Here is a 22,398-nt window from a genome sequence, read left to right on the forward strand (position 1 = left end):
GGGCGTGACAAGCGTGTGACATGACGGATCTGAAACGGGTTGAAAGACAGGCGGGCGTTGCGCTGTGGCGCCAGATTGCTGACCGAATTCGGGAAGCCATTTCCAGGGGAGAATTCGACGAAAGCGGCATGGTGCCGCCAGAGATGATGTTGGCCGCACAATTTGGCGTCAACCGCCACACGGTGCGCAGCGCGCTCGCAGCGTTGACCCAGGAGGGTGTCGTCCGGGCCGTTCAGGGGCGTGGAACGCTCATCGTTCGCAAGGAACGCTTCAATTTCCCCATCTCGCGGAGGACGAGGTTCACAGAAGGCATCGGCGATCAGGCGCGCGATTTGCAGGGACTATTGCTGTCGTCGGAAATTGAGCCAGCCGACCCGGAGGTTGCCCGTTGGCTCGCACTTGAGGCGGAGACGCCGGTTGTCCGGCTGGAGGCCTTGCGCAAGGCCGACGGCCGCGCCGTATCGCGCTCGACCGCCTGGTTTCCGGCCGAGCGCTTCAAGGGTATCGGCGAGGTCTTCGCCCGCAGCGGTTCGATCACGGAAGCACTTGCGGCGCTGGGTCTGGGCGACTATCTGCGCTCCGTTACGGAGATTTCCGCGACCCACGCCGAAGCCGCCGACATTGCCGCTCTTGAGCTTACGCCGGGGGCGATCCTGCTGGTGACGAGGGCCGTCAATACGGATCTTTCGGGAGTCCCGATACAGTACGCAGTCACCCGGTTTCCGGCTGACCGCGTCCAGTTCACGATCGCAAGTTGATCGCGCCGCGGTGCTTCAGTGGGCGCCGGACATATCGCCGAGCACTTCCTTGCTGGCGACCGTCGAGTCCGGATTGAGCTTGTAGACCATCGGCACGCCGGTCGCCAGGTTGAGCTTGAGGATCTGCTCTTTGGAGAGACGGTCGAGAACCATGACGAGCGCGCGCAGCGAATTGCCGTGCGCGGCGACCAGAACCTTCTCGCCGCGCAAGACGCGCGGCAGGATGTCGGTCATGTAGTAAGGCCAGACGCGGGCGCCGGTGTCACGCAGGCTCTCGCCGCCCGGCGGCGGAACGTCGTAGGAGCGCCGCCATACATGAACCTGCTCCTCACCCCATTTTGCACGGGCGTCGTCCTTGTTGAGGCCGGAGAGATCGCCGTAATCCCGCTCGTTCAGGGCCTCGTCGCGGATCGTCTCGAGGCTCGGTTGCCCGACCTTGTTCAGGATGATGTCGCAGGTCTTCTGCGCTCGAGACAAAGCAGAGGTGAAGGCGATGTCGAACTTGATCCCATAGTCGGCGAGAGCCTGGCCTCCGGCTTCGGCCTCCTGGATGCCGAGTTCGGTCAGTCCCGGGTCGCGCCAGCCGGTGAACAGGTTCTTGAGATTCCATTCACTCTGGCCGTGGCGAACCAGCACGAGAGTACCGCTCATGGGAAAATCCTCCGCAAGGAATTATCTAGTTGGATGAAGAAAGCCCGAGGACATCGAGCATGGAATAAAGGCCGGGCTTCTTGTCCCGCGCCCAGAGTGCAGCCCGGAGCGCACCGCGCGCAAAGAGCGAACGATCGCCGGCGCTGTGAGAAAGAGTAATCGTTTCGCCTTCACCGGCGAAGAGCACGGAGTGCTCGCCGATCACCGAGCCGCCGCGCAGCGTGGCAAAGCCGATGCTGCCCTCCTCGCGTGGTCCTGTATGTCCGTCGCGCACGCGGACGGAATGGTCGGCAAGATCGATGCCGCGCCCTTCGGCGGCGGCTTGCCCGAGGAGCAATGCGGTCCCTGAGGGCGCGTCCACCTTGCGCTTGTGGTGCATTTCCAGCACCTCGATGTCCCAGCCCGCGGCATCGAGCGCCTGTGCCGCACGTTTAACGAGGACGGAAAGCAGGTTGACTCCGAGGCTCATATTGCCGGACTTGACGATGCGCGCATGGCGTGCCGCCGCGGCGATTTTCGCATCGTCGTCCGCCGTGCAGCCGGTCGTGCCGACGACATGGACGATCCGCGCCTGCGCGGCAAGGCCGGCATATTCGACGCTGGCCGCAGGCGATGTGAAATCAATGACCCCATCGGCGTGAACGAAGGCTGCGAGCGGGTCGTCGGTCACCGGAACGCCGATGGAGCCGAGCCCGGCCAGCTCTCCCGCATCCCTGCCGATCAACGGCGAGCCGGATCGTTCGACCGCGGCGTGAACCACAGCACCTTCCGTCGCCTGGATGAGGCGCAGCACTGTCTGGCCCATGCGGCCACCGGCTCCGACGACGACAAGTTTCATGGCATCACTCATGGGCGGTCCAACCTCAGAAAAATTCGTTATTTCCGCTGCCCGGCTGCAGCTGGTTCAGTCGAGCGTAGAGGCCGTTGGGACGCTGTGCAAGTGACTGATGGGTGCCTTCCTCGGCGATTGTCCCGCTCTGCATCACGATGATCTTGTCCGCCTTGATGATCGTCGACAGCCGATGGGCAATGACGATCACGGTGCGTCCAGTCATTGCCTCGTCCAGCGCCTTCTGAACGGCGGCTTCCGACTCGGTGTCGAGTGCTGATGTTGCCTCGTCGAGCAGCAGGATCGGTGCGTTGCGAACCAGCGCGCGGGCGATCGACAGCCGCTGCCGCTGGCCACCGGAGAGCGTCACGCCGTTTTCGCCGACAGGGGTGTCATAGCCCATCGGCTGAGCGAGGATGAAATCGTGCGCATAGGCGAGGCGGGCCGCTTCCTCGATCTCGGCATTGGTCGCATCAGGACGGCCGTAGCGGATGTTGTCGCGGATCGTCCCTTCAAAGAGATAGGGCTGTTGCGAAACGTAGGCGATGTGCCTGCGCAACGATGCCTTTGTGACCGAGGCGATGTTCTGGCCGTCGATCAGGATCTCTCCCTCCGCCGGATCGTAGAACCGCGGGACGAGCGTGATCACCGTCGACTTGCCGGCGCCGGAGGGGCCGACAAGCGCCGTGGTCTTGCCCCCTTCCGCGACAAAGTCGATGCCCTTCAGCACCGGCTCGTTGCTGCCGTAGGCGAACTTGACGCCACGAAATTCGATGCGAGCCTCGCCGACCTGGAGCTCGGTTGCTCCACGCCTGTCGCGCTGCGGGCTCTCCATGTCGAGGATTTCGTAGATCATCCGCGCGTTGACGACGGCGCGTTCCATCTGCACCTGCAGCTTGGCGAGCCGCTTCGCCGGTTCGTAGGCCATCAGCAGTGCCGCGATGAAGGAGAAGAAGGCGCCCGGCAGCACGCCACCATAGATCGACCGGAACGCCGCGTAGGCGATCACGCTGGAGATGGCGACGCCCGCGAAGGTCTCCGTGAGCGGTGAGGTGCGTTCGCTGAGCCGGGCGATGCGGTTCGCGCGGCGTTCGGCCGCGGCGATCGTGCTCTGGACCTTGCGGTCCAGCTCGTCTTCCATCGTGAAGGCCTTGACGATCGCGATACCCTGGATCGTCTCCTGCATGGCACCCAGCACGTGGCTGTTGAAGATGATCGACTCGCGTGTTGCCGCACGCAGGCGCTTCGATAGATAACGCAGGGCATAGAGCAGGGGTGGCGCGACAATGAAGACGATCAGCGTCAGCAGCCAGTCCTTTGCGAACATGACGCCGATGAGTGCAATCAGCGTCAGCAGATCGCGCGCGGTAGACGTGACGGTGAGATTGAGAACATCACGGATGCCATTGATGTTCTGACTGATCTGCGCGGCCAGGTGGGCCGAGCGGGACTCGCTGAAGAAGCCCAGCGAAAGGGTCATCAGATGCGAGAAGAGCCGGCGCTGATAGCGCGCGACGATGTTGTTGCCGATCTTCGACAGGGTGACCGCCTGTCCGTAGCTTGCAAGGCCGCGCAGCATGAAGGCGCCGAGAATGGCACCACAGATGAGCCAGACGATGTCCGCTCTCTGGTTGGCGAACGCCTCGTTTACCACCGTTTCCATGATCCATGCGGTGAAGGCGGTCGTCAGCGCCACTACGGCAAGGCAGAGGACGGCGAAGATGTAGCCATTGACGTGATCGCGACCGTTCTCGGCGATGATCCGCTTCAGAACGGTTGTGATGCTGCTCGAGCTGACGGGTGTCTTGTGTGTCCTGCTGGCTTCCAAATAAAGGCATTCCCCGTGGAACTGGGCGTCCGGACCCGCGGACGCGATGGCCTAGGGCTCTATAACCAGTCGCAACCCCCTTGGCCACAAAAAAGCGGACGCCCCGCTCTCATCGTCAGCGGCGCCAGCGCCTTCCATCGGTTGCGAGACCGAAATTGGCAGGTGTACGTGCGAAATTCGCGAGACCTGACAGCGCGGCGAGCGGATGGGTGACCACGAAGGTCGGGATGGTGTGCATCAGCCCGGTATGCGGTGCCTTGTCTTCGAAGGCGGCGCGGAATTCCGGACGCTTCAGCGCAGGCAGTATTTTCTGGGGAATGCCGCCGGCGAGGAACACGCCGCCCCGGGCCATGAAGACGAGGGCGAGATCCCCGGCAAGCCGCCCGAGATAAGTGACGAAGAGCGAGAGAGTCTCGGCAGCTTGTTTGTCATTGCCGGAAAGTCCGTGTGTCGAAACGTCGGCCGGGTCGCTCCACTGCGGTTCGACACCGTCGGCCGCACAAATCGCATCGTAGATGTTGACGACACCACGACCGCAGAGGAGCTGTTCGCCGGAGATGCGCCCGTCGATCCGCGCGAGGTGCGGGAATATCTCGAAATCGCGGTCGCTGCGCGGTCCCATGTCGACGTGTCCACCTTCGCCGGGTATCGGAAACCAGGTGTGCTGCGCATGCAGCAGCCCGGCGACGCCGAGACCGGTGCCGGGACCCAGCACGACGCGCGAGGCGATCGGACTCTCGGAGAGTGGACCGATCGGTTCGCGGTTCTCGTCCGAAAGCGAAGCGACAGCGAGGGCCTGCGCCTCGAAGTCGTTGACGATCAGAACGTCCTCGAACCCCATCTCTTCAATCATTGCCTTCGGACGCACGACCCAGTCGCAATTGGTCAGCGGAATTTCGTCGGCATTGATCGGACCCGCGATCGCAAGGATCGCCGAACGCGGCTGGATCGACGTCTTGTCGAGTACGCCCTGCTGGATCGCGTCCTCGATCGTCGAGAAGGCGGCTGTGTGGACGATCGGAAACTGCCGGGGCTCGGCATAGGTGTCGATAAGGATCGAAAAGCGTGCGTTCGTCCCTCCGATGTCACCGATCAGGATGGGAAAGGTAAGCTGCTCGTTCTCTGTGATCTTGGGCATGGGCCGGCTCCTGCGATCCAAATCGGGCGCTGCGTCAGTTCTTCTTTGCAGTCATCAATATCTCGGCGGTCGCGAGATTCAACGCCATGGGGATGTCGTAAACGATGGCAAGCCGCATCAGCGCTTTCACGTCCACGTCATGGGGCATGGCGGTCAAGGGGTCGACGAAGAAGATAAGCATCTGCACCTCGCCCGTGGCGATCATCGCCCCGATCTGCTGATCGCCGCCGAGGGGGCCGCTCTTCATGCGCACGACATCCAGACCCGGGCACGCTTCCGCCACCCTTCCGCCCGTGGTGCCCGTGGCAATGATGCGGAACCGAGCAAGGACTTCCGCATGGCGGCCGGCGAACTCTGCGAGTTCATCCTTCTTCTGGTCGTGGGCGATCAGGGCGATGCAGTGGCGCTCGGGCATTGGATGGATCCGGTCGGGATTTAAATCGATTTGAAAGCCTTCTACAGCACGACTGTTGCCTTGAAAAGATAGCCCACCCGAAAGGCTGCGAGCATGCCGTCAGCGGTCGAGAGGGCGAGGCAACGGAATCGGGATTTCCTCCGGAGTCACGTCGATCGGCTGGCCGGCCATCGCGGTCGGCGGCGCAGCGGTAGATGGGGCATAGGCGGCGACCGGAGTGGCACCACCGCCCAATGTCACCTCGCTTTCACTTGCCACCGAAGGCGCTTTGAGCACCGCCAGGCAGGATTTCGGCAGGTCGGAGACGCCGATCTCCCGCGGTTTCGGCGCGGGCTTCTTGGGATCCGTCTTTGGTTTTGCCCAGGGCTCGGCGGTAAACCACCAGGCAAGGGACTTGTCGCAGCCGTCTCCGGGCGGAGGGGCGGCCTGGGACTTGCATCCGCCAGCCCCGACCGGACACTTGATGCGCACATGAAAATGCGCGTCGTGACCGTAGATCGGCCGCACCTTGCCGAGCAGCGAGCGATCGCCGGTCCAGGTATCGCAAAGCTTCTTCTTGATCGCCGGATTGACGAAGACGCGTTCTACCTGCGGGTAGCTCGCCGCCAGCATGATGAGGCGCGCATGGGATGGCGTCCATAGCCGGGCGTCGACGGTGAGGAACTTGTCCTTGCGCAGCATGGAGGTAAACGGGAGGTCTTCACGCTCCTGCGCGCTGAGCTGCCGGTCGGGCATCGGGGTGAGCCAGATGTCCGCATCGAGCCCGATCTGGTGCGAAGCATGGCCGTTCATCATGGGGCCGCCGCGCGGCTGCGAGACGTCCCCGACGAGCAGACCCGGCCAGCCGACCTTGGGAGCATCGTGGGCGAGCTGTTCGAGCAACGAGATCATCTGCGGGTGTCCCCAGCGACGGTTTCGCGAGAGCCGCATGGCCTGCCATGTTGGGCCGTCGGTCGGCAGCGCAACAGCCCCGGAAATGCATCCCTTCGAGTAAAATCCGTAGGGCGCCGGTGCTGCCCGGCTCGGAAGCTCGATGCCGCCGAATATCTGCTTGGCCGGCACCTGCTCGGTTGCCTTCCCGCTTTCCGCGAGCATTAGAAACGGTGCGGCTATGGCAATCGCTGCTAACCGAATCAGCCTCGTTTTCGTCCGCAATCTCATGTCCTCGTTCCGCCGAAAGGCTGTCTTCGCCGCCGCAGGTGATTTGCTTTCAAGTGTAGCGTGGATTTGGAGTTTGGTGAATCCGTGGCCGCGCGTACCCTCATTCGCCGCATTCGTCCAAGGCCTGTTTTTTGCCGCTGTTTTGCTTATGGTGGCTGAAACTCTAGAGAATTAAGGGGTGATTTGGCATGCGGTTGGCTCTTGTACGATTTGGTGTCGCAGCGCTGTTGCTTTCGATCACGGCGCCGCTTCAACTCTCGGCCAGCGAACCTCAATTGCGCCACGCAACTGCAATTCTCGGCGAACCAGAATTGCCGCCGGATTTCAAACATCTGCCCTATGTGAACGTCGACGCGCCGAAGGGCGGCGAGCTGCGCCTCTCGGATGAAGGCACCTTCGACAGCTTCAATCCCCTGATCGACAAGGGCAATGCCGCGGCCGGTATCGCCTCCATCTTCGACACGCTGATGCAGCAATCGGAAGACGAGGTATCTGTCACGTACGGCCTGTTGGCGGAAGCTCTTTCCTATCCGGAAGACCTGTCTTCGGTCACCTACAGGCTACGGCCGGAAGCGAAATGGGCCGATGGCCAGCCGGTGTTGCCGGAGGATGTCATTTTCAGCTTTGATAGCGCGAAGAGGCATAGCACGCTGTACGCCAGCTATTACCGGCACGTGATCAGCGTCGAGAAGACCGGGGCGCGCGAGGTCACCTTCCGCTTTGACGAAAAGAACAACCGCGAACTGCCGTCCATCGTCGGCGACTTTCCAATCCTGCCGAAACACTGGTGGGAGGGCAAGGACGCGCAGGGCCAGCAGCGCGACATCTCGCGCACTACGCTTGAGCCGCTCATGGGCTCTGGACCCTACAAGATCGCCGCCTTTCAAGCTGGATCGACGATCCGTTATGAGCTGCGCGATGACTACTGGGGCAAGAATCTGCCTATCAATATCGGGCAGAACAACTTCAAGGTGATCACCTATACCTACTTTTCCGATCCCGACGTCGAATTCGAAGCTTTCCGCGCCGGTACGCTGGACTATTATCAGGAGCAGAGTTCCAGCCGTTGGGCCACTCGTTATGATTTTGCCGCGGTCAAGGATGGCCTCGTGATTCGTGAGGCATTGCCCAATCCGTTCCGGGCCACCGGCGTCATGCAGGCTATGGTACCAAACATGCGCCGGGACATCTTCAAGGATGCTCGTGTGCGCGAGGCCCTGAACTACGCCTTTGACTTCGAAGATCTGAACAAGAACCTTGCCTATGGCGGATTGAAGCGTGTCGACAGTTATTTCTGGGGCACAGAACTTGCTTCCTCCGATCTGCCGCAAGGCCGCGAGCTGGAAATCCTCGAGGGACTGAGGGAGCAGGTGCCGCCACAGGTATTCACCACGCCCTACACCAACCCGGTCGGCGGCGATCCACAGAAGGTCCGGGACAATCTTCGCAAAGCCATAGTCTTGTTGAAAGAAGCCGGATGGGAGCTCAAGGGCAACCGCATGGTCAATCACAACAGCGAGCCGATGAGCTTTGAAATCCTACTGAACAGCCCATCGTTGGAGCGGTCGGTGCTGCCCTACGTTGCGAGCCTCAAGAAGATTGGCATCGATGCTCGGGTGCGTACCGTTGACTCCTCGCAGTATACCAACCGAATCCGGAGTTTCGACTATGATATGATCTGGGCCGTTTGGGCTCAGACGATGAATCCCGGCAATGAACAGGCCAACTATTGGGGCTCGCAGTCGGTGGAAGCCGTCGGCTCGCGCAACTATGCCGGCATTTCCGACCCTGCAGTCGATCGGCTGATCGGCATGATCAATGCGGCTCCCAACCGTGCAGAGCAGGTGGCGGCGGTCAAGGCGCTGGACCGCGTTCTCCTGGCTAATCACTTCGTCGTTCCGCTATTCTATTCCGGTGAGATTAAGATCGCATATTGGAACAAGCTTACGCATCCGCCTCGGCTCCCAACCTATGGCATCGGCTTTCCGCAGATTTGGTGGGCCAAAGGTGCGACGCAATGAAGAGCAGGGGTTTGCGTCGTTCCCCTGACGGGCTAGGAATGGGTAATGCGAATCGCCGCTCGCCGAGCGAGGCCGCGGCTGGAAAGGACTAACCAGTTGATCGCAGGGCATGAGACGGACATTGGCGTGACAAGCATCCGGCTTGTCGGAGCAATGATACGATGAGCGGCTATATCCTGCGGCGCCTGCTTCTGATGATCCCGACTATTGTCGGCATCATGGGTATTTCCTTTCTGGTGATTCAGTTCGCGCCAGGTGGACCGGTCGAGCAGGTGATCGCGCAGTTGACCGGTCAGGGCGACAGCGCCGACCAGCGCCTGACCGGTGGTGGCGATCTCGTCGCCCAGCAGCAGTTCGGGGCCGACGAAACGAGCTCGAAATACCGCGGGGCCCAGGGTCTCGATCCCGAACTCATCGCCAAGCTCGAGAAACAGTTCGGCTTCGACAAACCTCCGCTCACGCGCTTCGTCGAGATGATGTGGAACTACATCCGCTTCGATTTCGGCGAGAGTTTCTTCCGCAACACCTCCGTTGTCGATCTGATCATAGAGAAGATGCCGGTATCGGTTTCCCTCGGCGTATGGATCCTGCTGATTTCCTACGCGATCTCGATCCCGCTCGGCATCAAGAAAGCCGTGCAAGATGGTACGCCCTTCGACGTCTGGACCTCCGGCGTCATTGTCATCGGATATGCAGTTCCGAGCTTTCTCTTCGGTATCCTGCTGATCGTGCTTTTTGCCGGCGGTTCCTTCTTCGACTGGTTTCCGTTGCGCGGGCTCGTGTCGGATAATTTTGCCGAGCTCTCCTGGTGGGAGAAGATCATCGACTATTTCTGGCACCTGACGCTGCCGTTGATTGCGCTTTCGCTTTCGGCCTTTGCCACGACGACCCTGCTTACCAAGAACTCGTTCATCGACGAGATCAAGAAACAGTATGTCATCACGGCGCGCGCCAAGGGTCTTTCCGAGCGCCAGGTGCTCTACGGCCACGTCTTCCGCAACGCCATGCTGATCGTCATCGCAGGTATTCCGGGCGCCTTCATCTCGGCCTTTTTCACTGGCTCCCTGCTGATCGAAAACATCTTCTCGCTCGATGGCCTCGGACGCCTGGGCTATCTGTCGGTGGTCAATCGTGACTATCCGATCGTCTTTGCGACGCTCTACATCTTCTCGCTGATGGGCCTCTTCGTCGGCCTCGTTTCGGATCTGATCTATACCTGGATCGATCCGCGCATCGACTTCGAACGGAGGGATGTCTGAGATGTCCGTTTCCGAACCGATCGCCGCCAGCGGGGCTGAGGCGCCGGGCAGGAAGCCCTGGCTGTCTCCGACCAATCGTCGGCGCCTCGAAAACTTCAAGGCCAACCGGCGGGGTTTCTGGTCTTTCTGGATCTTCATGATCCTTTTCGTGCTCAGCCTCTTTGCGGAGTTGATCGCCAATGATCGGCCGCTCGTTGCCTCTTACAAGGGCGAACTCCTGTTTCCGGTCCTCGTCGACTACCCGGAAGAGAAGTTCGGCGGCTTCCTCGCTGTCACCGATTACCGTTCACCCTTCATCGCCGATGAGATCAATGCCAACGGCTGGATGGTCTGGCCGCCGATCCGCTATTCCTATCGCACGGTCAACTCGGAGATCCCCCATTCAGCGCCGACGCCGCCCTTCTGGCTGATGAGCAAAGAAGAGCGCTGCAAGGGCTATCCACTCGGGGCGGAGGATCCGGGCTGCGTGCTCGGGAACCTCAACTGGCTCGGCACCGATGATCAGGCCCGGGATGTTACCGCCCGCATGATCTATGGCTTCCGTATCTCGGTGCTGTTCGGCCTCGCGCTCACCCTCTGTTCGGCTGTCATCGGCGTCACCGCCGGCGCGGTACAGGGTTATTTCGGCGGCTGGACAGACCTCCTGATGCAGCGCTTTATTGAAATCTGGTCGTCGATGCCGGTGCTCTACATCTTGCTCATCATCGCGGCGATCCTGCCTCCGGGCTTTTTCGTCCTGCTCGGCATCATGCTGCTCTTCTCCTGGGTGAGCTTCGTCGGGATCGTCCGCGCCGAGTTCCTGCGGGCCCGCAACTTCGAATATGTGAACGCTGCCCGCGCTCTCGGAGTGGGCAACTGGACGATCATGTTCCGCCACCTCCTTCCCAATGCGATGGTAGCCACGCTGACTTTCCTCCCGTTCATTCTGTCGGGTTCCATCACCACCCTCACCTCGCTCGATTTCCTGGGCTTCGGCATGCCGCCGGGCTCTCCTTCGCTTGGTGAGCTCATTGCACAGGGCAAGCGCAACCTGCAGGCGCCGTGGCTCGGTCTCACCGCCTTCTTCACCATGTCGATCATGCTGTCGTTGCTGATCTTCGTGGGTGAGGCCGTGCGTGATGCCTTCGATCCGAGAAAGACCTTCAAATGACCGAGGCGCTTCTTTCGGTCCGGGACCTTTCAGTTGCCTTCCGGCAGGGTGACCGGGAAACGCTCGCCGTCGATCACGTGAGCTTCGACGTCCGGCAGGGCGAGGTCGTCGCCCTGGTCGGCGAGTCGGGGTCCGGCAAATCGGTATCGGCGAACTCCGTCCTAAGACTCTTGCCCTATCCGGCGGCAAGCCATCCTTCGGGCGAGATCCTCTTTGAGGGTCGCGACCTGCTGAAGCTTCCCGAAACGGATCTCCGCCGTGTGCGTGGCAACGACATCACGATGATCTTCCAGGAGCCGATGACCTCGCTCAATCCGCTCCACACCATAGAGAAGCAGATCGGCGAGATTCTCGCCCTGCATCAGGCGATGGGCGGGTCGGCGGCGCGCGACCGGACGCTTGAGCTGTTGCGTCAGGTCGGAATTCGCGATCCGGAGAAGCGACTTGCCGCCTATCCGCATGAGCTTTCGGGCGGGCAACGTCAGCGCGTGATGATCGCCATGGCGCTCGCTAACCGTCCGAAGCTGCTGATCGCCGACGAACCGACGACCGCGCTCGACGTTACCGTTCAGGCACAGATTCTCGAACTCCTCCGTTCGTTGAAGGCCACCCACGGCATGTCGATGCTATTCATCACCCATGACCTCGGCATTGTCCGCAAGTTCGCCGATCGTGTCTGTGTCATGACCGGGGGGTGTATCGTCGAAAGCGGCCCGGTCGAGGAGATATTTTCGAACCCGCAGCATGCCTATACACGCCATCTTCTCGCCTCCGAGCCGCGCGGCGTACCGCCGGTCTCCGAACCGACCAAGCCGGTCGTTATGGAGGGAAAGGACATCCGTGTCTGGTACCCCGTGAAGGCGGGCTTCCTGCGCAAGGTGGTCGATCACGTCAAGGCGGTCGACGGCGTGGACATGGTGCTAAGGGCCGGCCAGACCCTCGGCGTGGTCGGGGAATCCGGTTCCGGCAAGACGACCCTCGGCCTGGCGCTCGCGCGCATGATTTCGTCGACCGGGCGCATCAGTTTCATCGGTCAGGAGATCGATCGCTATACGCACAGTTACATGCGCCCGTTGCGCAACCGGCTGCAGATTGTGTTCCAGGATCCCTACGGCGCGCTCAGCCCGCGCATGTCGGTCGGCGAGATCATCGCCGAGGGTCTCAGGGTCCACGAGCGGGCGCTGTCGGCCGACGAGCGCGACGCCAGGGTCTGCTGGGCGCTGGAGGAAGTGGGTCTCGATACGACGACCCGATGGCGCTACCCGCACGAGTTTTCCGGCGGTCAGCGGCAGCGTATCGCGATCGCGCGTGCTATGGTGCTGAAGCCGCGTTTCGTCATGTTGGACGAACCGACCTCGGCGCTCGACATGAGCGTGCAGGCGCAGGTGGTCGATCTCCTGCGTGATCTGCAGAAGCGCCACGACTTGGCCTATCTCTTCATCAGCCACGATTTACGCGTCGTGAAGGCGCTTGCAAACGATGTCATCGTCATGCGCATGGGCCAAGTGGTGGAGCAGGGTCCGGCCGGCGAAATCTTCGGGAATCCGAAGACCGAATACACCCGCGCTTTGCTCGCCGCAGCCTTCAATCTTGAGGCGGTCAGCACCACCGCAATCAGTCAGTAGCCGGATAAGGGTACCCCATGGCCAAGAAGAGCCCCGTCGTCATCGATCTCAAGTTCGGCCGCGCAAGTGTGACCGCGGCGCTTGGGAACGCGTTTGCCGGCCGTGAAGTCATCGACATGGCGCTGCCCGAAAACGCCGGCCGCGATTTGAGCGGCATCCCCTATGCGGTGGTCTGGAAGCCCGACCCGCAGCTCTTCGCTCGCGCAGGCGATCTGAAAGTGATCTTCTCCGGCGGAGCCGGCGTGGATCACATTCTCTCGGCTTATGAACTGCCGGACCTGCCTGTCGTGCGCTTCGTGGATCGCAGCTTGACCGACCGAATGAGCGAATGGGTCGTGTTGCAAGCGCTCGCCCATCTGCGCCGCGTTCCGGCCTATGCGGTGCAGCAGCGCGCACGGGTCTGGCATGAGATCGATCCGCAGCCGGAGGCGCGCGATGTCACCGTCGGCATCATGGGGCTCGGCGTCCTCGGCCAGGACGCGGCCCGAAAGCTCAAGGTCATGGGCTTCAACGTCATCGGCTGGTCCCGAACCGCGAAGATGATCGACGGCATCAAAACCTTTGATGCCGCCGGCCTCGATGCATTCCTCGGCGGGACCGACATCCTTGTCGGCCTGTTGCCGCTCACTCCCGATACGCGCGGCATTTATGACGCGCGGCTGTTTGCCCGACTGCGTCAGGGTGGTGCGCTCGGCAAGCCGGTTTTCATCAATGCGGGGCGGGGCGGCAGCCAGGTCGAGGTCGATGTCGTTGCCGCGCTGGAAAAGGGAGTCCTGGGCGGAGCTTCGCTCGACGTTTTCGAACGAGAGCCGCTTTCTCCGGAAAGCCCGCTATGGGGCATGGAAAGCGTGATTGTTACCCCGCATGCCGCTGCCGCCTCGGATGTCAGGGCATTGTTTGCTCACGTCGAAGAGCAGATCGAGCGGTTCGAATCCGGCATGTCGCTCCAGCACGTCGTGGACCGGAAGGCGGGCTACTGACCTCGGCCATGTGTTTGCCGGGAACATTGGTCCCGGCCGTCCGTTCCTCCTTCGATTGCTCGAAAGCCGGAAGTAACTCGGCGAGGAGAAAGCCATGGCCAGCCCGGACAAGCAGGAAAGCAACATCGAGAACAGCCATGCCGACGGGCGCCCGCGGCCCGCGCCCGCCGTGCAGGCGCGACAGGGCTATCTCGGTCGGCCGGTGCTGGTCGTCCTGCTCGTGGGTCTGATCCTTGCGATGCTGTTCTGGGTGCCGGTGGAGTGGTGGGGCAATGCGATTGCCCCGGAGCGGGAATCAAATGACACCCGGATCGAACAGCCGGCATCGCCAACCGCGCCAAACGACGCCACTGGCGGAACGAGCGGCGGCGGCTGAGCATAGCTTCCGTTCTGCTATGGACTTTGGGAGAGGTTTTTTCGATAAGGTTGCGTCGGGAGCAGTCGACCCTCAGGCCGGCTCGTGAACTGGCGGCCTGACCCGGCCGTATCTGGCAGGGCGGACATCCGATGACCAAGACCGATATCGCGACGCGTGTGTACAATCACACTTGGAAGCTTGACCCCATCGTCCGCAGCCTGATCGATACGGACTTCTACAAGCTGCTGATGCTGCAGATGATCTGGAAACAGTATCCGGACGTCGACGCCACCTTCAGCCTGATCAACCGGGCAACCACCGTGCGCCTCGCCGACGAGATTGACGAGGGGGAACTGCGCGAGCAACTCGACTACGCCCGCTCTCTGCGTCTTTCCAAGAAGGAAGCGATCTGGCTCGCCGGCAACACGTTCTATGGCAAGTCGCAGATATTCGAGCCGGAGTTCCTGAGTTGGTTTACCGACTTTCAACTCCCGGAATACGAGCTGTCGAAGAAGGGTGGCCAGTACGTTCTGCATTTCCATGGACGCTGGAAGGAAACCACGATGTGGGAGATTCCGGCGCTCTCGATCATCAATGAGCTGCGCTCGCGCGCCGTCATGAAGTCGCTGGGTCTCTTTACACTCGACGTACTCTATGCCCGCGCCAAGGCTAAGATGTGGGCGAAGGTTGAACGCCTGCGTGACCTCCCGGGACTGAGGATTTCCGACTTCGGCACGCGCCGCCGGCATAGTTTCCTCTGGCAACGCTGGTGTGTCGAGGCGCTGAAGGAGGGGATCGGTTCCGCCTTCACCGGCACCAGCAACGTCCTGCTCGCGATGGACTCCGACCTCGAGGCAGTCGGCACCAACGCGCATGAACTGCCAATGGTCCTGGCGGCGCTTGCGCGGAACGACGCCGAACTCGCTGCTGCTCCCTACCAGGTGCTGCGCGACTGGAAGCAACTCTACGGCGGCAACTTGTTGATCGTGCTGCCGGATACGTTCGGCACAGCGGCTTTCCTGCGCGATGCGCCCGACTGGGTTGCCGACTGGACGGGGTTCCGGCCCGACAGTGCACCGCCTATCGAGGGCGGTGAGGAAATCATCGAGTGGTGGCGCAAGATGGGCCGCGATCCGCGTCAGAAGCTCTTGATCTTCTCCGATGCGCTCGACGTCGACGCGATCATCGACACGTACCGGCACTTCGAGGGCAGGGTCCGGATGAGCTTCGGCTGGGGAACCAACCTCACCAATGACTTTGCAGGTTGCGCTCCGCGTGAGATCGAAAGCCTGAAGCCCATCTCGCTGGTCTGCAAGGTGAGTGAAGCCAACGGCCGGCCGGCTGTCAAACTCTCCGACAATCCGCGCAAGGCGACGGGAGAGCAGGCCGAAATCGAGCGTTACCTGAGATTTTTCGGCGGTTCCGGCCGCGTCGAGCAGCCCGTCGTCGTCTGATCGCGGCCTTGCCAAGCAGATCGGGGCGCCTGTAAGCTGCCGGCGAGGAGCTTGCGAAACGGGAGGATCGACGATGGACATGAGCGGAACGGAACGCATAGAGGCGCCGATCGGCACCGTCTGGCAGGCCTTGAACGACCCGGAAATCCTGCGGCAAGCCATCCCGGGCTGCGAGAGCCTCGACAAGACGAGCGACACCGACATGACCGCGAAGGTCGTGCTGAAGATCGGTCCCATCAAGGCGAAGTTCGAGGGCGCCGTCGCACTTTCGAACCTCGATCCGCCACGCTCCTATACGATCAGCGGCGAGGGCAAGGGCGGGATGGCCGGCTTCGCCAAAGGAGGCGCCGACGTCGCACTGGAAGCCGACGGCGATGCGGCGACCGTACTCACCTACAACGTCAAGGCGGAGGTTGGCGGCAAGATCGCGCAACTCGGCAGCCGGCTCATCGATTCGACCGCGAAGAAACTGGCGGGAGAGTTCTTTTCTCGCTTCGCCGTGCTCGTCGCCGGCCCGGCACAAGAGGAAGCCTTGCCGTCTGCCTGAAGCGTCGAAGGATAGCGAGGAGAGATGGCGGACAGGGAGGGATTCGAACCCTCGGTACGCTTTCACGTACACACGCGTTCCAGGCGTGCGCCTTAAACCACTCGGCCACCTGTCCGGTTGACAGCCAGTATGCCGAGGAAGGCAATGCGGCCGGTCGGGCGCGATATATACCGAGGATTCGTCCGGGATCAACCGGAATCTGACAGAATTTTGACTTGCCCTTCCGAAACCCTATGTAATCATCGCCATGAGCCCTAAAGCGTCGCGGTACGGGCACTCTGACCGGCGGAGAATAGATTGATACGTTTTGTCTTCCGCCTGCTGAGTCTGATCGCGCTCTGCATCGCCGTTGCGGCAGGCGTCCTGGACTCGATCGCCTCCGTCTCCGCGTCCGAGGTTATGGTTACCCCCCTCGGCATCGCGTGGCTCGAGCTGAGCCCCGACACGCTGAGTGTCGTTAGCGACACGGTACAGCGCGACTGGGGACCCAACGCTTGGGGCTTTACAATCCGCTGGCTGCTACCGCTCCCGGCGTTTTCGGTCTTTCTCGCCCTTTCTCTGGTGCTGTGGATGATCGGATACAAGAGGCGCTCGCCCGCCGGGCGTTTCGCCGCCTGAGCAACAGCGTCGTTCGCGGGCGCAGAATGGAGATTCAGATGTTCCTGATCGATATGTTCAACAAGAAGATGACGATGCCGACGCCGGAGACGGCTCTGCCCGGTCGGCCGTCGCCCATTCCGACGGCGACGACCCATTTCGTCAATGGTCGACCACTGAAAGGTCCCTATCCGGAGGGAATGAAGACCGTCTATTTCGGTATGGGCTGTTTCTGGGGGGCGGAACGCCTCTTCTGGCAGACGGCGGGCGTATGGGTAACGGCCGCGGGCTATCAGGGCGGTTTCACGCAGAACCCGACCTATCAGGAGACAGTAACGGGGCTGACCGGCCATGCCGAAGTGGTCAAGGTTGTCTACGATCCCGACGCGGTTCCATTCGAAGATCTGCTGAGGCTCTTCTTCGAAAATCATGACCCGACTCAGGGTATGCGCCAGGGGAATGACGTCGGAACCACGTATCGTTCGGTGATCTTTGTTGAAGGGATCGAGGACTTCGAGCGCGCGCAGAGGATGCGTGACAGGTTTCAGCAGGCGCTGGTCGCAGCGGGCCGCAAGAACACCGTTACTACAGAGGTTGCGCTTGCTCCCGAGTTTTACTACGCCGAAGACTACCATCAGCAGTATCTTGCCAAGAACCCCGGGGGCTATTGCGGTCTGAAGGGGACGGGTGTGACCTGTCCCGCTGCGTAGCCGGTGGCGCCACCGCTTTGATCTGGTTTGATTTTCGGCATCGGTGGCGCACGCCGCACGAGCCGCCGACGAATCTTTACCAACTGAAAAAAACCGGATGAATTTTTCCAAAAGCCATGCAAGGATGCTGGCCAGCCGGGACCCATTGGGCGGGTCGGTGGTTCCGCAGTCGTGGGTGTCGAAGCGCTTGCGGGAGGACCCAATACGTTAATTAGAAAGAAAGAATAGGGCTGAACAAATGAAGAAAACCCTTTTGAGTCTGATTGCCTTGGCGGGCATGTCGGCAACAGCGCTCGCAGCAGACGTGAAGCCGGCGCTGGTCTACGGCACGGGCGGCAAGTTCGACAAGTCTTTCAACGAGGCAGCTTATGCCGGCGCGGAAAAGTTCAAGGCCGAAACCGGCATTGACTATCGCGATTTCGAGCCGACCGGTGACACCCAAGGCGAACAGGCGATCCGCAACTTCGCTTCCAAGGGCTACAACCCGGTCGTTGCCGTTTCCTTCGCCTGGACTTCGGCGATCGAAAAGGTCGCTGCCGAGTTTCCCGATACGAAGTTCGTGATCGTCGATTCCGTCGTCGATCTGCCGAACGTCCGCTCGGTGGTCTACAAGGAAGAGGAAGGGTCGTATCTCGTCGGTATTCTGGCGGGTATGGCGTCCAAGACCGGCAAGGTCGGTTTCGTCGGCGGCATGGATATCCCGCTGATCCGCAAGTTCGAGTGCGGCTATGAACAGGGCGCCCGTGCGGCCAACCCGTCCATCGAGGTCCTGCAGAACATGACCGGCACGACCGGTGCTGCATGGAACGATCCGGTGCGTGGCGGCGAACTCACCAAGAACCAGATCGACCAGGGCGCGGACGTCATCTACGCGGCTGCGGGCGCCACGGGTCTCGGCGTGCTGCAAACGGCGGCGGACAACGGTAAGCTGTCGATCGGCGTCGATTCGAACCAGAACTACCTGCATCCGGGTTCGGTCCTCACCTCGATGGTTAAGCGCGTCGACCTCGCCGTCTACAACGCCTACTCCGACGCCAAGGGCGACAAGTTCTCGGCCGGTGTGCAGGCACTCGGTGTGAAGGAAGATGGGGTCGCTTATGCACTTGACGAGCACAACGCCAAGCTTGTTACCGACGAAATGAAGGCTGCAGTCGAGAAGGCGAAGGCCGATATCATCGCCGGAACCATCAAGGTTCACGACTACATGTCGGACAATTCCTGCCCGAAGTGATCTGAACTGCGGGCGCAGGGCGGTCTTTTCGGCCGTGCTGCGCCCTTACTATGTCTAGGGGACCCGGAATGAACGCAACGAGTCAGGTACCTGCGATCGAGCTGATCGGGATCGACAAGAAGTTCGGCGCGGTGCATGCCAACAAGAATATCAACCTGACGGTTGCCAAGGGGGCGATCCACGGCATCATTGGCGAAAATGGCGCTGGCAAATCGACGCTGATGTCGATTCTCTATGGCTTCTATCAGGCCGACAGCGGCGCGATCCACGTCAATGGAAGGCCTGTCGCCATTCATGATAGTCAGTCCGCGATCGCTGCCGGCATCGGCATGGTGCATCAGCACTTCATGCTGGTCGAGAACTTTACCGTCCTCGAGAACGTGATGCTCGGCGCGGAAGGGGGGGCGCTTCTCGGAAAGGGAACGGAGACCGCGCGGGCTGCCTTGAAGAAGCTGGAGGAGGATTACGAGCTCGAGGTAGATCCGGATGCGGTCATCGAGGAGTTGCCGGTCGGGTTGCAGCAGCGCGTGGAAATCCTGAAGGCCATGTACCGCGGTGCCGAGATTCTGATCCTCGATGAGCCGACCGGTGTGCTGACGCCTTCCGAAGCCGACCACCTTTTCAAAATTCTCGGCGTGCTGCGCGATCAGGGCAAGACGGTTGTGCTCATCACGCACAAACTGCGCGAGATCATGGCGATCACCGATACGGTTTCGGTCATGCGACGCGGAGAAATGGTTGCGACCCGCAAGACGTCGGAGACAACGGTGGAAGAGCTTGCCGAACTGATGGTCGGTCGCCGTGTGCTCCTTCATGTCGAAAAAGGTGCCGCCAAGCCTGGCGAGGTCTTCCTCTCGGTACGGAACCTCACCGTCAAGGATAGCCGCGGCGTCACCATGGTTGATGACGTTTCCTTCGACGTCCGCGCCGGCGAGATCGTGGGCATTGCGGGTGTCGCAGGCAACGGACAGAGCGAGCTTCTCGAAGCGATAACCGGAATTCGCAAACCGGCCTCAGGCGAAATACTGATCAACGGCGAGCCGGTCGCCGGCTTCGATCCGGCACGACTGCGCAGTCTCGGGCTAGCCCATATTCCCGAGGATCGCCACCACATGGGCCTCGTGCTTCCGTTCGAGGAGAGCCTGAACGCCATCCTCGGCTACCATCACGACGAGCGCTATGGCAAAGGCCTGTTCCTGGATCCCGACGCTGTGCGCCGTGCCGCTCTCGACGAGATCGAGAAATACGACATCCGTCCGCCGAACCCGCGACTGAAGACCGCCAATTTTTCCGGCGGCAACCAGCAGAAGATTGTCGTTGCTCGTGAGATCGAGCGCGACCCCAAACTGCTGATCGTCGGACAGCCGACGCGCGGCGTCGACATCGGCGCCATCGAGTTCATTCATCGTCGCATCGTCGAAACGCGCGATGCTGGCAAGGCCGTGCTGCTGGTCTCGGTCGAACTCGACGAAATCCGTTCGCTCTCCGACCGTGTCCTGGTGATGTTTGCCGGCAAGATCGTCGGCGAGAAGACGCCGGACACCGGTGAACAGACGCTCGGCCTGATGATGGCCGGTATTGCCGCTTGAGGTTGAAATGAGCACCGCTTCCGTACCCCTTCCGAACTGGATCAACTACGCGCTGCTGCCGCTGATCAATCTCATTCTCGCCTTTCTGGTCTCCGGTCTCGTCGTCTGGATAATCGGCGAAAATCCCTACGACGCACTGGTTCTCATGCTGCAGGGCGCACTCGGACGTGGCGAAGGCATCGGTTTTACCCTGTTTTACGCCACCAACTTCATCTTCACGGGCCTTTCCGTCGCGGTCGCCTATCATGCCGGCCTCTTCAACATCGGGTCGGAAGGTCAGGCCTATGTCGGTGGACTTGGTGCGGCCTTGGTGGCGCTTTCCCTCGACCACTATGTGCCGTGGTATGTGACTATGCCTTTCGCCATCTGCGCCGCGGCGCTGTTCGGGGCTGCCGGGGCGGCGATCCCCGCCTGGCTGCAGGCTAAGCGAAACAGCCACATCGTCATCACCACGATCATGTTCAACTACATCATTTCGTCGCTGATGAACTATGTGCTGGTGCACGTGCTGATCGTTCCGGGCAAAATGGCGCCGGAAACCCGGACGTTCATTGAGGGAGGCAAGCTACCCAAGCTCGACTGGCTGATGTCGATGTTCGGGCTGGACCTCGGCCCCGCGCCGCTCAATGTCTCTTTCCTTGTAGCACTGGTCATGTGCGCGTTGGTCTGGGTTCTGATCTGGCGCACCAAGCTCGGCTACGAGATGCGCACGCTCGGCATCAGTCGTTCAGTCGCCGCCTATGCCGGCATTCCCTACGTGAAGATCGTCATCATCACCATGCTGATTTCCGGCGGCCTTGCCGGCATGATGGCGCTCAATCCGGTCATGGGGGCCTCGGCCCGCCTGCAGGTGGAATTTGTCGGCGGCGCCGGCTTTGTCGGCATCGCCGTTTCGTTGATGGGCCGCAACCATCCCGTCGGCATCGTGCTTGCCGCCATTCTGTTCGGCGTGCTCTATCAGGGCGGCGCCGATCTGTCCTTCGAGATGCCGACGATCACTCGCGACATGATCATGGTGATCCAGGGCTTGGTGATCCTGTTCGCCGGCGCGCTGGAATACATGTTCCGGCCGGCGATCGTGCGCATCTACCAGAAAATGACGAGAGACTGAGGACCGCCCCGCCATGGACTATTTCGATATCCTCGTCAGCATCCTCGGTTCCACGGTTCGCCTGTCGATACCGCTGATCTTCACCGCACTTGCCGGCCTGTTTTCCGAGCGTGCCGGCATCTTCGACATCGGGCTCGAGGGCAAGATGCTCGCTGCCGCCTTCGCCTCCGCGACCGCCGCGTATTTGACCGGCTCGCCATGGGTGGGGTTGGCTTCGGGCATCGGTGTGTCGCTCGCCTTCTCGCTGGTGCACGGCTTCGCGTCGATCACCAATCGAGGTAACCAGATCGTCTCGGGTGTAGCGATCAACTTCGCGGCGGCCGGTTTGACAGCTGTTCTTGGCCATGCCTGGTTCCGCCAGGGTGGTCGAACGCCGGGCTTGGCGGGCGATGCTCGCTTCGGACCGATCATACTGCCGGGTGCGGATGCGCTCCGCGATGTGCCGTTCGTAGGGCCGCTCTATGCGAATGTGATTTCTGGGAACAATCTGCTCACCTATCTCGCTTTCTTGGCGGTTCCGCTCTCGTGGTGGGTGCTCTATCGCACGCGCTTCGGTCTGCGTCTGCGCGCCGTCGGCGAGAATCCCGGCGCCGTGGACACGGCTGGTATCTCGGTGACGTGGCTGCGTTATCGTGCCGTGCTCGTCGCCGGCTTTCTCTGTGGCTTTTCCGGCACCTATCTGGCGATCGCGCAATCGGCGGCCTTCATCAACAACATGTCGGCGGGCAAGGGCTATATCGCCCTTGCTGCGTTGATCTTCGCCAAGTGGCGACCGGTGCCCGTCATGCTCGCCTGCCTCCTGTTCGGTTTCCTCGATGCGTTCGCTAACTTCATGCAGGGCAAGTCGGTCCCGGGAATCGGGGAGGTGCCGGTTCAGATATTCCAGGCATTGCCCTATATCCTGACCTGCGTCCTGCTCGCTGGCCTTATCGGCTCCGCGAACCCGCCAAAGGCCGGTGGCGTGCCCTATGTGAAGGAGCGTTGAG

The 22,398-nt window shown here is 61.4% G+C and carries 21 protein-coding genes and 1 tRNA gene; 15 read left to right on the forward strand and 7 right to left on the reverse strand.

The annotated features are described in order from the left end of the window. Nucleotides 1-20: 20 nt before the first annotated feature. Nucleotides 21-758, forward strand: coding sequence for a phosphonate metabolism transcriptional regulator PhnF (gene phnF / locus EUU22_RS16730; protein ID WP_129333142.1), 738 nt, complete (start codon nt 21-23; stop codon nt 756-758). Nucleotides 759-773: 15 nt separating this feature from the next. Here the strand turns inward: phnF and EUU22_RS16735 are convergent, their stop codons facing one another. The 6 genes from EUU22_RS16735 to mepA all read right to left on the reverse strand — a co-directional run bounded on the left by EUU22_RS16735 (nt 774) and on the right by mepA (nt 6,780). Continuing rightward, on the reverse strand, nt 774-1,409 hold the full coding sequence (locus EUU22_RS16735) for a 2,3-bisphosphoglycerate-dependent phosphoglycerate mutase (protein ID WP_129333143.1): 636 nt from the start codon (nt 1,407-1,409) through the stop codon (nt 774-776). Nucleotides 1,410-1,434: 25 nt separating this feature from the next. Beyond that, the gene (gene dapB, locus EUU22_RS16740) at nt 1,435-2,259 is read right to left on the reverse strand and encodes a 4-hydroxy-tetrahydrodipicolinate reductase (RefSeq protein WP_129333144.1); all 825 of its coding nucleotides are present in this window, start codon (nt 2,257-2,259) and stop codon (nt 1,435-1,437) included. 13 nt (nt 2,260-2,272) lie between these two features. Then, complete coding sequence (locus EUU22_RS16745; RefSeq protein ID WP_129333145.1) at nt 2,273-4,066, reverse strand: ABC transporter ATP-binding protein; 1,794 nt, start codon at nt 4,064-4,066, stop codon at nt 2,273-2,275. Nucleotides 4,067-4,181: 115 nt separating this feature from the next. Further along, nucleotides 4,182-5,204, reverse strand: coding sequence for a glucokinase (locus EUU22_RS16750; RefSeq protein ID WP_129333146.1), 1,023 nt, complete (start codon nt 5,202-5,204; stop codon nt 4,182-4,184). A 34-nt stretch (nt 5,205-5,238) separates the two neighbouring features. Then, nucleotides 5,239-5,619, reverse strand: a complete 381-nt coding sequence (locus EUU22_RS16755) for a methylglyoxal synthase (protein ID WP_129333147.1) — start codon at nt 5,617-5,619, stop codon at nt 5,239-5,241. A 99-nt stretch (nt 5,620-5,718) separates the two neighbouring features. Continuing rightward, entirely contained in the window at nt 5,719-6,780 is a 1,062-nt protein-coding gene (gene mepA, locus EUU22_RS16760) for a penicillin-insensitive murein endopeptidase (RefSeq protein ID WP_129333148.1), read from the reverse strand. A 188-nt stretch (nt 6,781-6,968) separates the two neighbouring features. On the opposite strand from mepA, the gene EUU22_RS16765 reads away from it, so the two are divergent. The 8 genes from EUU22_RS16765 to EUU22_RS16800 all read left to right on the forward strand — a co-directional run bounded on the left by EUU22_RS16765 (nt 6,969) and on the right by EUU22_RS16800 (nt 16,174). Then, complete coding sequence (locus tag EUU22_RS16765) at nt 6,969-8,801, forward strand: extracellular solute-binding protein (RefSeq protein ID WP_129333149.1); 1,833 nt, start codon at nt 6,969-6,971, stop codon at nt 8,799-8,801. Between the two features lie 161 nt (nt 8,802-8,962). Further along, entirely contained in the window at nt 8,963-10,060 is a 1,098-nt protein-coding gene (locus EUU22_RS16770; RefSeq protein ID WP_129333150.1) for a microcin C ABC transporter permease YejB, read from the forward strand. 1 nt (nt 10,061) lies between these two features. Continuing rightward, nucleotides 10,062-11,210: an ABC transporter permease gene (locus EUU22_RS16775; RefSeq protein WP_129333151.1), complete on the forward strand. Its 1,149-nt coding sequence runs from the start codon at nt 10,062-10,064 to the stop codon at nt 11,208-11,210. Beyond that, on the forward strand, nt 11,207-12,835 hold the full coding sequence (locus EUU22_RS16780) for an ABC transporter ATP-binding protein (protein ID WP_129333152.1): 1,629 nt from the start codon (nt 11,207-11,209) through the stop codon (nt 12,833-12,835). Before EUU22_RS16775 ends, EUU22_RS16780 begins: the two co-directional genes overlap by 4 nt. 17 nt (nt 12,836-12,852) lie before the next feature. Beyond that, entirely contained in the window at nt 12,853-13,815 is a 963-nt protein-coding gene (locus tag EUU22_RS16785; protein ID WP_129333153.1) for a 2-hydroxyacid dehydrogenase, read from the forward strand. 94 nt (nt 13,816-13,909) lie between these two features. Continuing rightward, nucleotides 13,910-14,191: a hypothetical protein gene (locus tag EUU22_RS16790; protein ID WP_129333154.1), complete on the forward strand. Its 282-nt coding sequence runs from the start codon at nt 13,910-13,912 to the stop codon at nt 14,189-14,191. Nucleotides 14,192-14,322: 131 nt separating this feature from the next. Then, a complete protein-coding gene (gene pncB, locus EUU22_RS16795) occupies nt 14,323-15,627 on the forward strand; it encodes a nicotinate phosphoribosyltransferase (RefSeq protein ID WP_129333155.1) in 1,305 nt (434 codons plus the stop codon). A gap of 73 nt (nt 15,628-15,700) precedes the next feature. Then, complete coding sequence (locus tag EUU22_RS16800; protein WP_129333156.1) at nt 15,701-16,174, forward strand: SRPBCC family protein; 474 nt, start codon at nt 15,701-15,703, stop codon at nt 16,172-16,174. A 25-nt stretch (nt 16,175-16,199) separates the two neighbouring features. Here the strand turns inward: EUU22_RS16800 and EUU22_RS16805 are convergent. Further along, nucleotides 16,200-16,289 (reverse strand) — tRNA-Ser (locus tag EUU22_RS16805). 182 nt (nt 16,290-16,471) lie between these two features. Here EUU22_RS16805 and EUU22_RS16810 point away from each other — a divergent pair. From EUU22_RS16810 to EUU22_RS16835, 6 genes are all read left to right on the forward strand, one after another. Then, on the forward strand, nt 16,472-16,792 hold the full coding sequence (locus EUU22_RS16810) for a hypothetical protein (RefSeq protein WP_245485099.1): 321 nt from the start codon (nt 16,472-16,474) through the stop codon (nt 16,790-16,792). A gap of 38 nt (nt 16,793-16,830) precedes the next feature. Next, nucleotides 16,831-17,481, forward strand: coding sequence for a peptide-methionine (S)-S-oxide reductase MsrA (gene msrA / locus EUU22_RS16815; RefSeq protein WP_129333157.1), 651 nt, complete (start codon nt 16,831-16,833; stop codon nt 17,479-17,481). Nucleotides 17,482-17,719: 238 nt separating this feature from the next. Next, nucleotides 17,720-18,712: a BMP family lipoprotein gene (locus tag EUU22_RS16820; protein ID WP_129333158.1), complete on the forward strand. Its 993-nt coding sequence runs from the start codon at nt 17,720-17,722 to the stop codon at nt 18,710-18,712. 68 nt (nt 18,713-18,780) lie between these two features. Then, nucleotides 18,781-20,301, forward strand: coding sequence for an ABC transporter ATP-binding protein (locus EUU22_RS16825; protein WP_129333159.1), 1,521 nt, complete (start codon nt 18,781-18,783; stop codon nt 20,299-20,301). A 7-nt stretch (nt 20,302-20,308) separates the two neighbouring features. Further along, nucleotides 20,309-21,412 carry an ABC transporter permease gene (locus EUU22_RS16830; protein ID WP_129333160.1) on the forward strand — a complete coding sequence of 368 codons (1,104 nt, stop codon included), beginning with the start codon at nt 20,309-20,311 and terminating at the stop codon, nt 21,410-21,412. A 13-nt stretch (nt 21,413-21,425) separates the two neighbouring features. After that, nucleotides 21,426-22,397 (forward strand): ABC transporter permease, encoded by a 972-nt coding sequence (locus EUU22_RS16835; RefSeq protein WP_129333161.1) that lies wholly within the window; start codon nt 21,426-21,428, stop codon nt 22,395-22,397. Nucleotide 22,398: the final 1 nt, after the last annotated feature.

Origin of the sequence: Ciceribacter ferrooxidans (assembly GCF_004137355.1) — a bacterium.
Lineage (GTDB): Bacteria > Pseudomonadota > Alphaproteobacteria > Rhizobiales > Rhizobiaceae > Allorhizobium > Allorhizobium ferrooxidans.

Excerpts from the sequence above, each read along its gene's own strand:
- EUU22_RS16755 (WP_129333147.1), bottom strand. The coding sequence starts at position 5,619 with ATGCCCGAGCGCCACTGCATCGCCCTGATCGCCCACGACCAGAAGAAG.
- EUU22_RS16750 (WP_129333146.1), bottom strand. The coding sequence starts at position 5,204 with ATGCCCAAGATCACAGAGAACGAGCAGCTTACCTTTCCCATCCTGATC.
- EUU22_RS16780 (WP_129333152.1), top strand. The coding sequence starts at position 11,207 with ATGACCGAGGCGCTTCTTTCGGTCCGGGACCTTTCAGTTGCCTTCCGG.
- EUU22_RS16830 (WP_129333160.1), top strand. The coding sequence starts at position 20,309 with ATGAGCACCGCTTCCGTACCCCTTCCGAACTGGATCAACTACGCGCTG.
- EUU22_RS16785 (WP_129333153.1), top strand. The coding sequence starts at position 12,853 with ATGGCCAAGAAGAGCCCCGTCGTCATCGATCTCAAGTTCGGCCGCGCA.
- EUU22_RS16765 (WP_129333149.1), top strand. The coding sequence starts at position 6,969 with ATGCGGTTGGCTCTTGTACGATTTGGTGTCGCAGCGCTGTTGCTTTCG.
- EUU22_RS16825 (WP_129333159.1), top strand. The coding sequence starts at position 18,781 with ATGAACGCAACGAGTCAGGTACCTGCGATCGAGCTGATCGGGATCGAC.
- EUU22_RS16790 (WP_129333154.1), top strand. The coding sequence starts at position 13,910 with ATGGCCAGCCCGGACAAGCAGGAAAGCAACATCGAGAACAGCCATGCC.
- pncB (WP_129333155.1), top strand. The coding sequence starts at position 14,323 with ATGACCAAGACCGATATCGCGACGCGTGTGTACAATCACACTTGGAAG.
- EUU22_RS16775 (WP_129333151.1), top strand. The coding sequence starts at position 10,062 with ATGTCCGTTTCCGAACCGATCGCCGCCAGCGGGGCTGAGGCGCCGGGC.
- mepA (WP_129333148.1), bottom strand. The coding sequence starts at position 6,780 with ATGAGATTGCGGACGAAAACGAGGCTGATTCGGTTAGCAGCGATTGCC.
- EUU22_RS16800 (WP_129333156.1), top strand. The coding sequence starts at position 15,701 with ATGGACATGAGCGGAACGGAACGCATAGAGGCGCCGATCGGCACCGTC.
- msrA (WP_129333157.1), top strand. The coding sequence starts at position 16,831 with ATGTTCCTGATCGATATGTTCAACAAGAAGATGACGATGCCGACGCCG.
- EUU22_RS16820 (WP_129333158.1), top strand. The coding sequence starts at position 17,720 with ATGAAGAAAACCCTTTTGAGTCTGATTGCCTTGGCGGGCATGTCGGCA.
- EUU22_RS16835 (WP_129333161.1), top strand. The coding sequence starts at position 21,426 with ATGGACTATTTCGATATCCTCGTCAGCATCCTCGGTTCCACGGTTCGC.
- EUU22_RS16735 (WP_129333143.1), bottom strand. The coding sequence starts at position 1,409 with ATGAGCGGTACTCTCGTGCTGGTTCGCCACGGCCAGAGTGAATGGAAT.
- dapB (WP_129333144.1), bottom strand. The coding sequence starts at position 2,259 with ATGAGTGATGCCATGAAACTTGTCGTCGTCGGAGCCGGTGGCCGCATG.
- EUU22_RS16770 (WP_129333150.1), top strand. The coding sequence starts at position 8,963 with ATGAGCGGCTATATCCTGCGGCGCCTGCTTCTGATGATCCCGACTATT.
- phnF (WP_129333142.1), top strand. The coding sequence starts at position 21 with ATGACGGATCTGAAACGGGTTGAAAGACAGGCGGGCGTTGCGCTGTGG.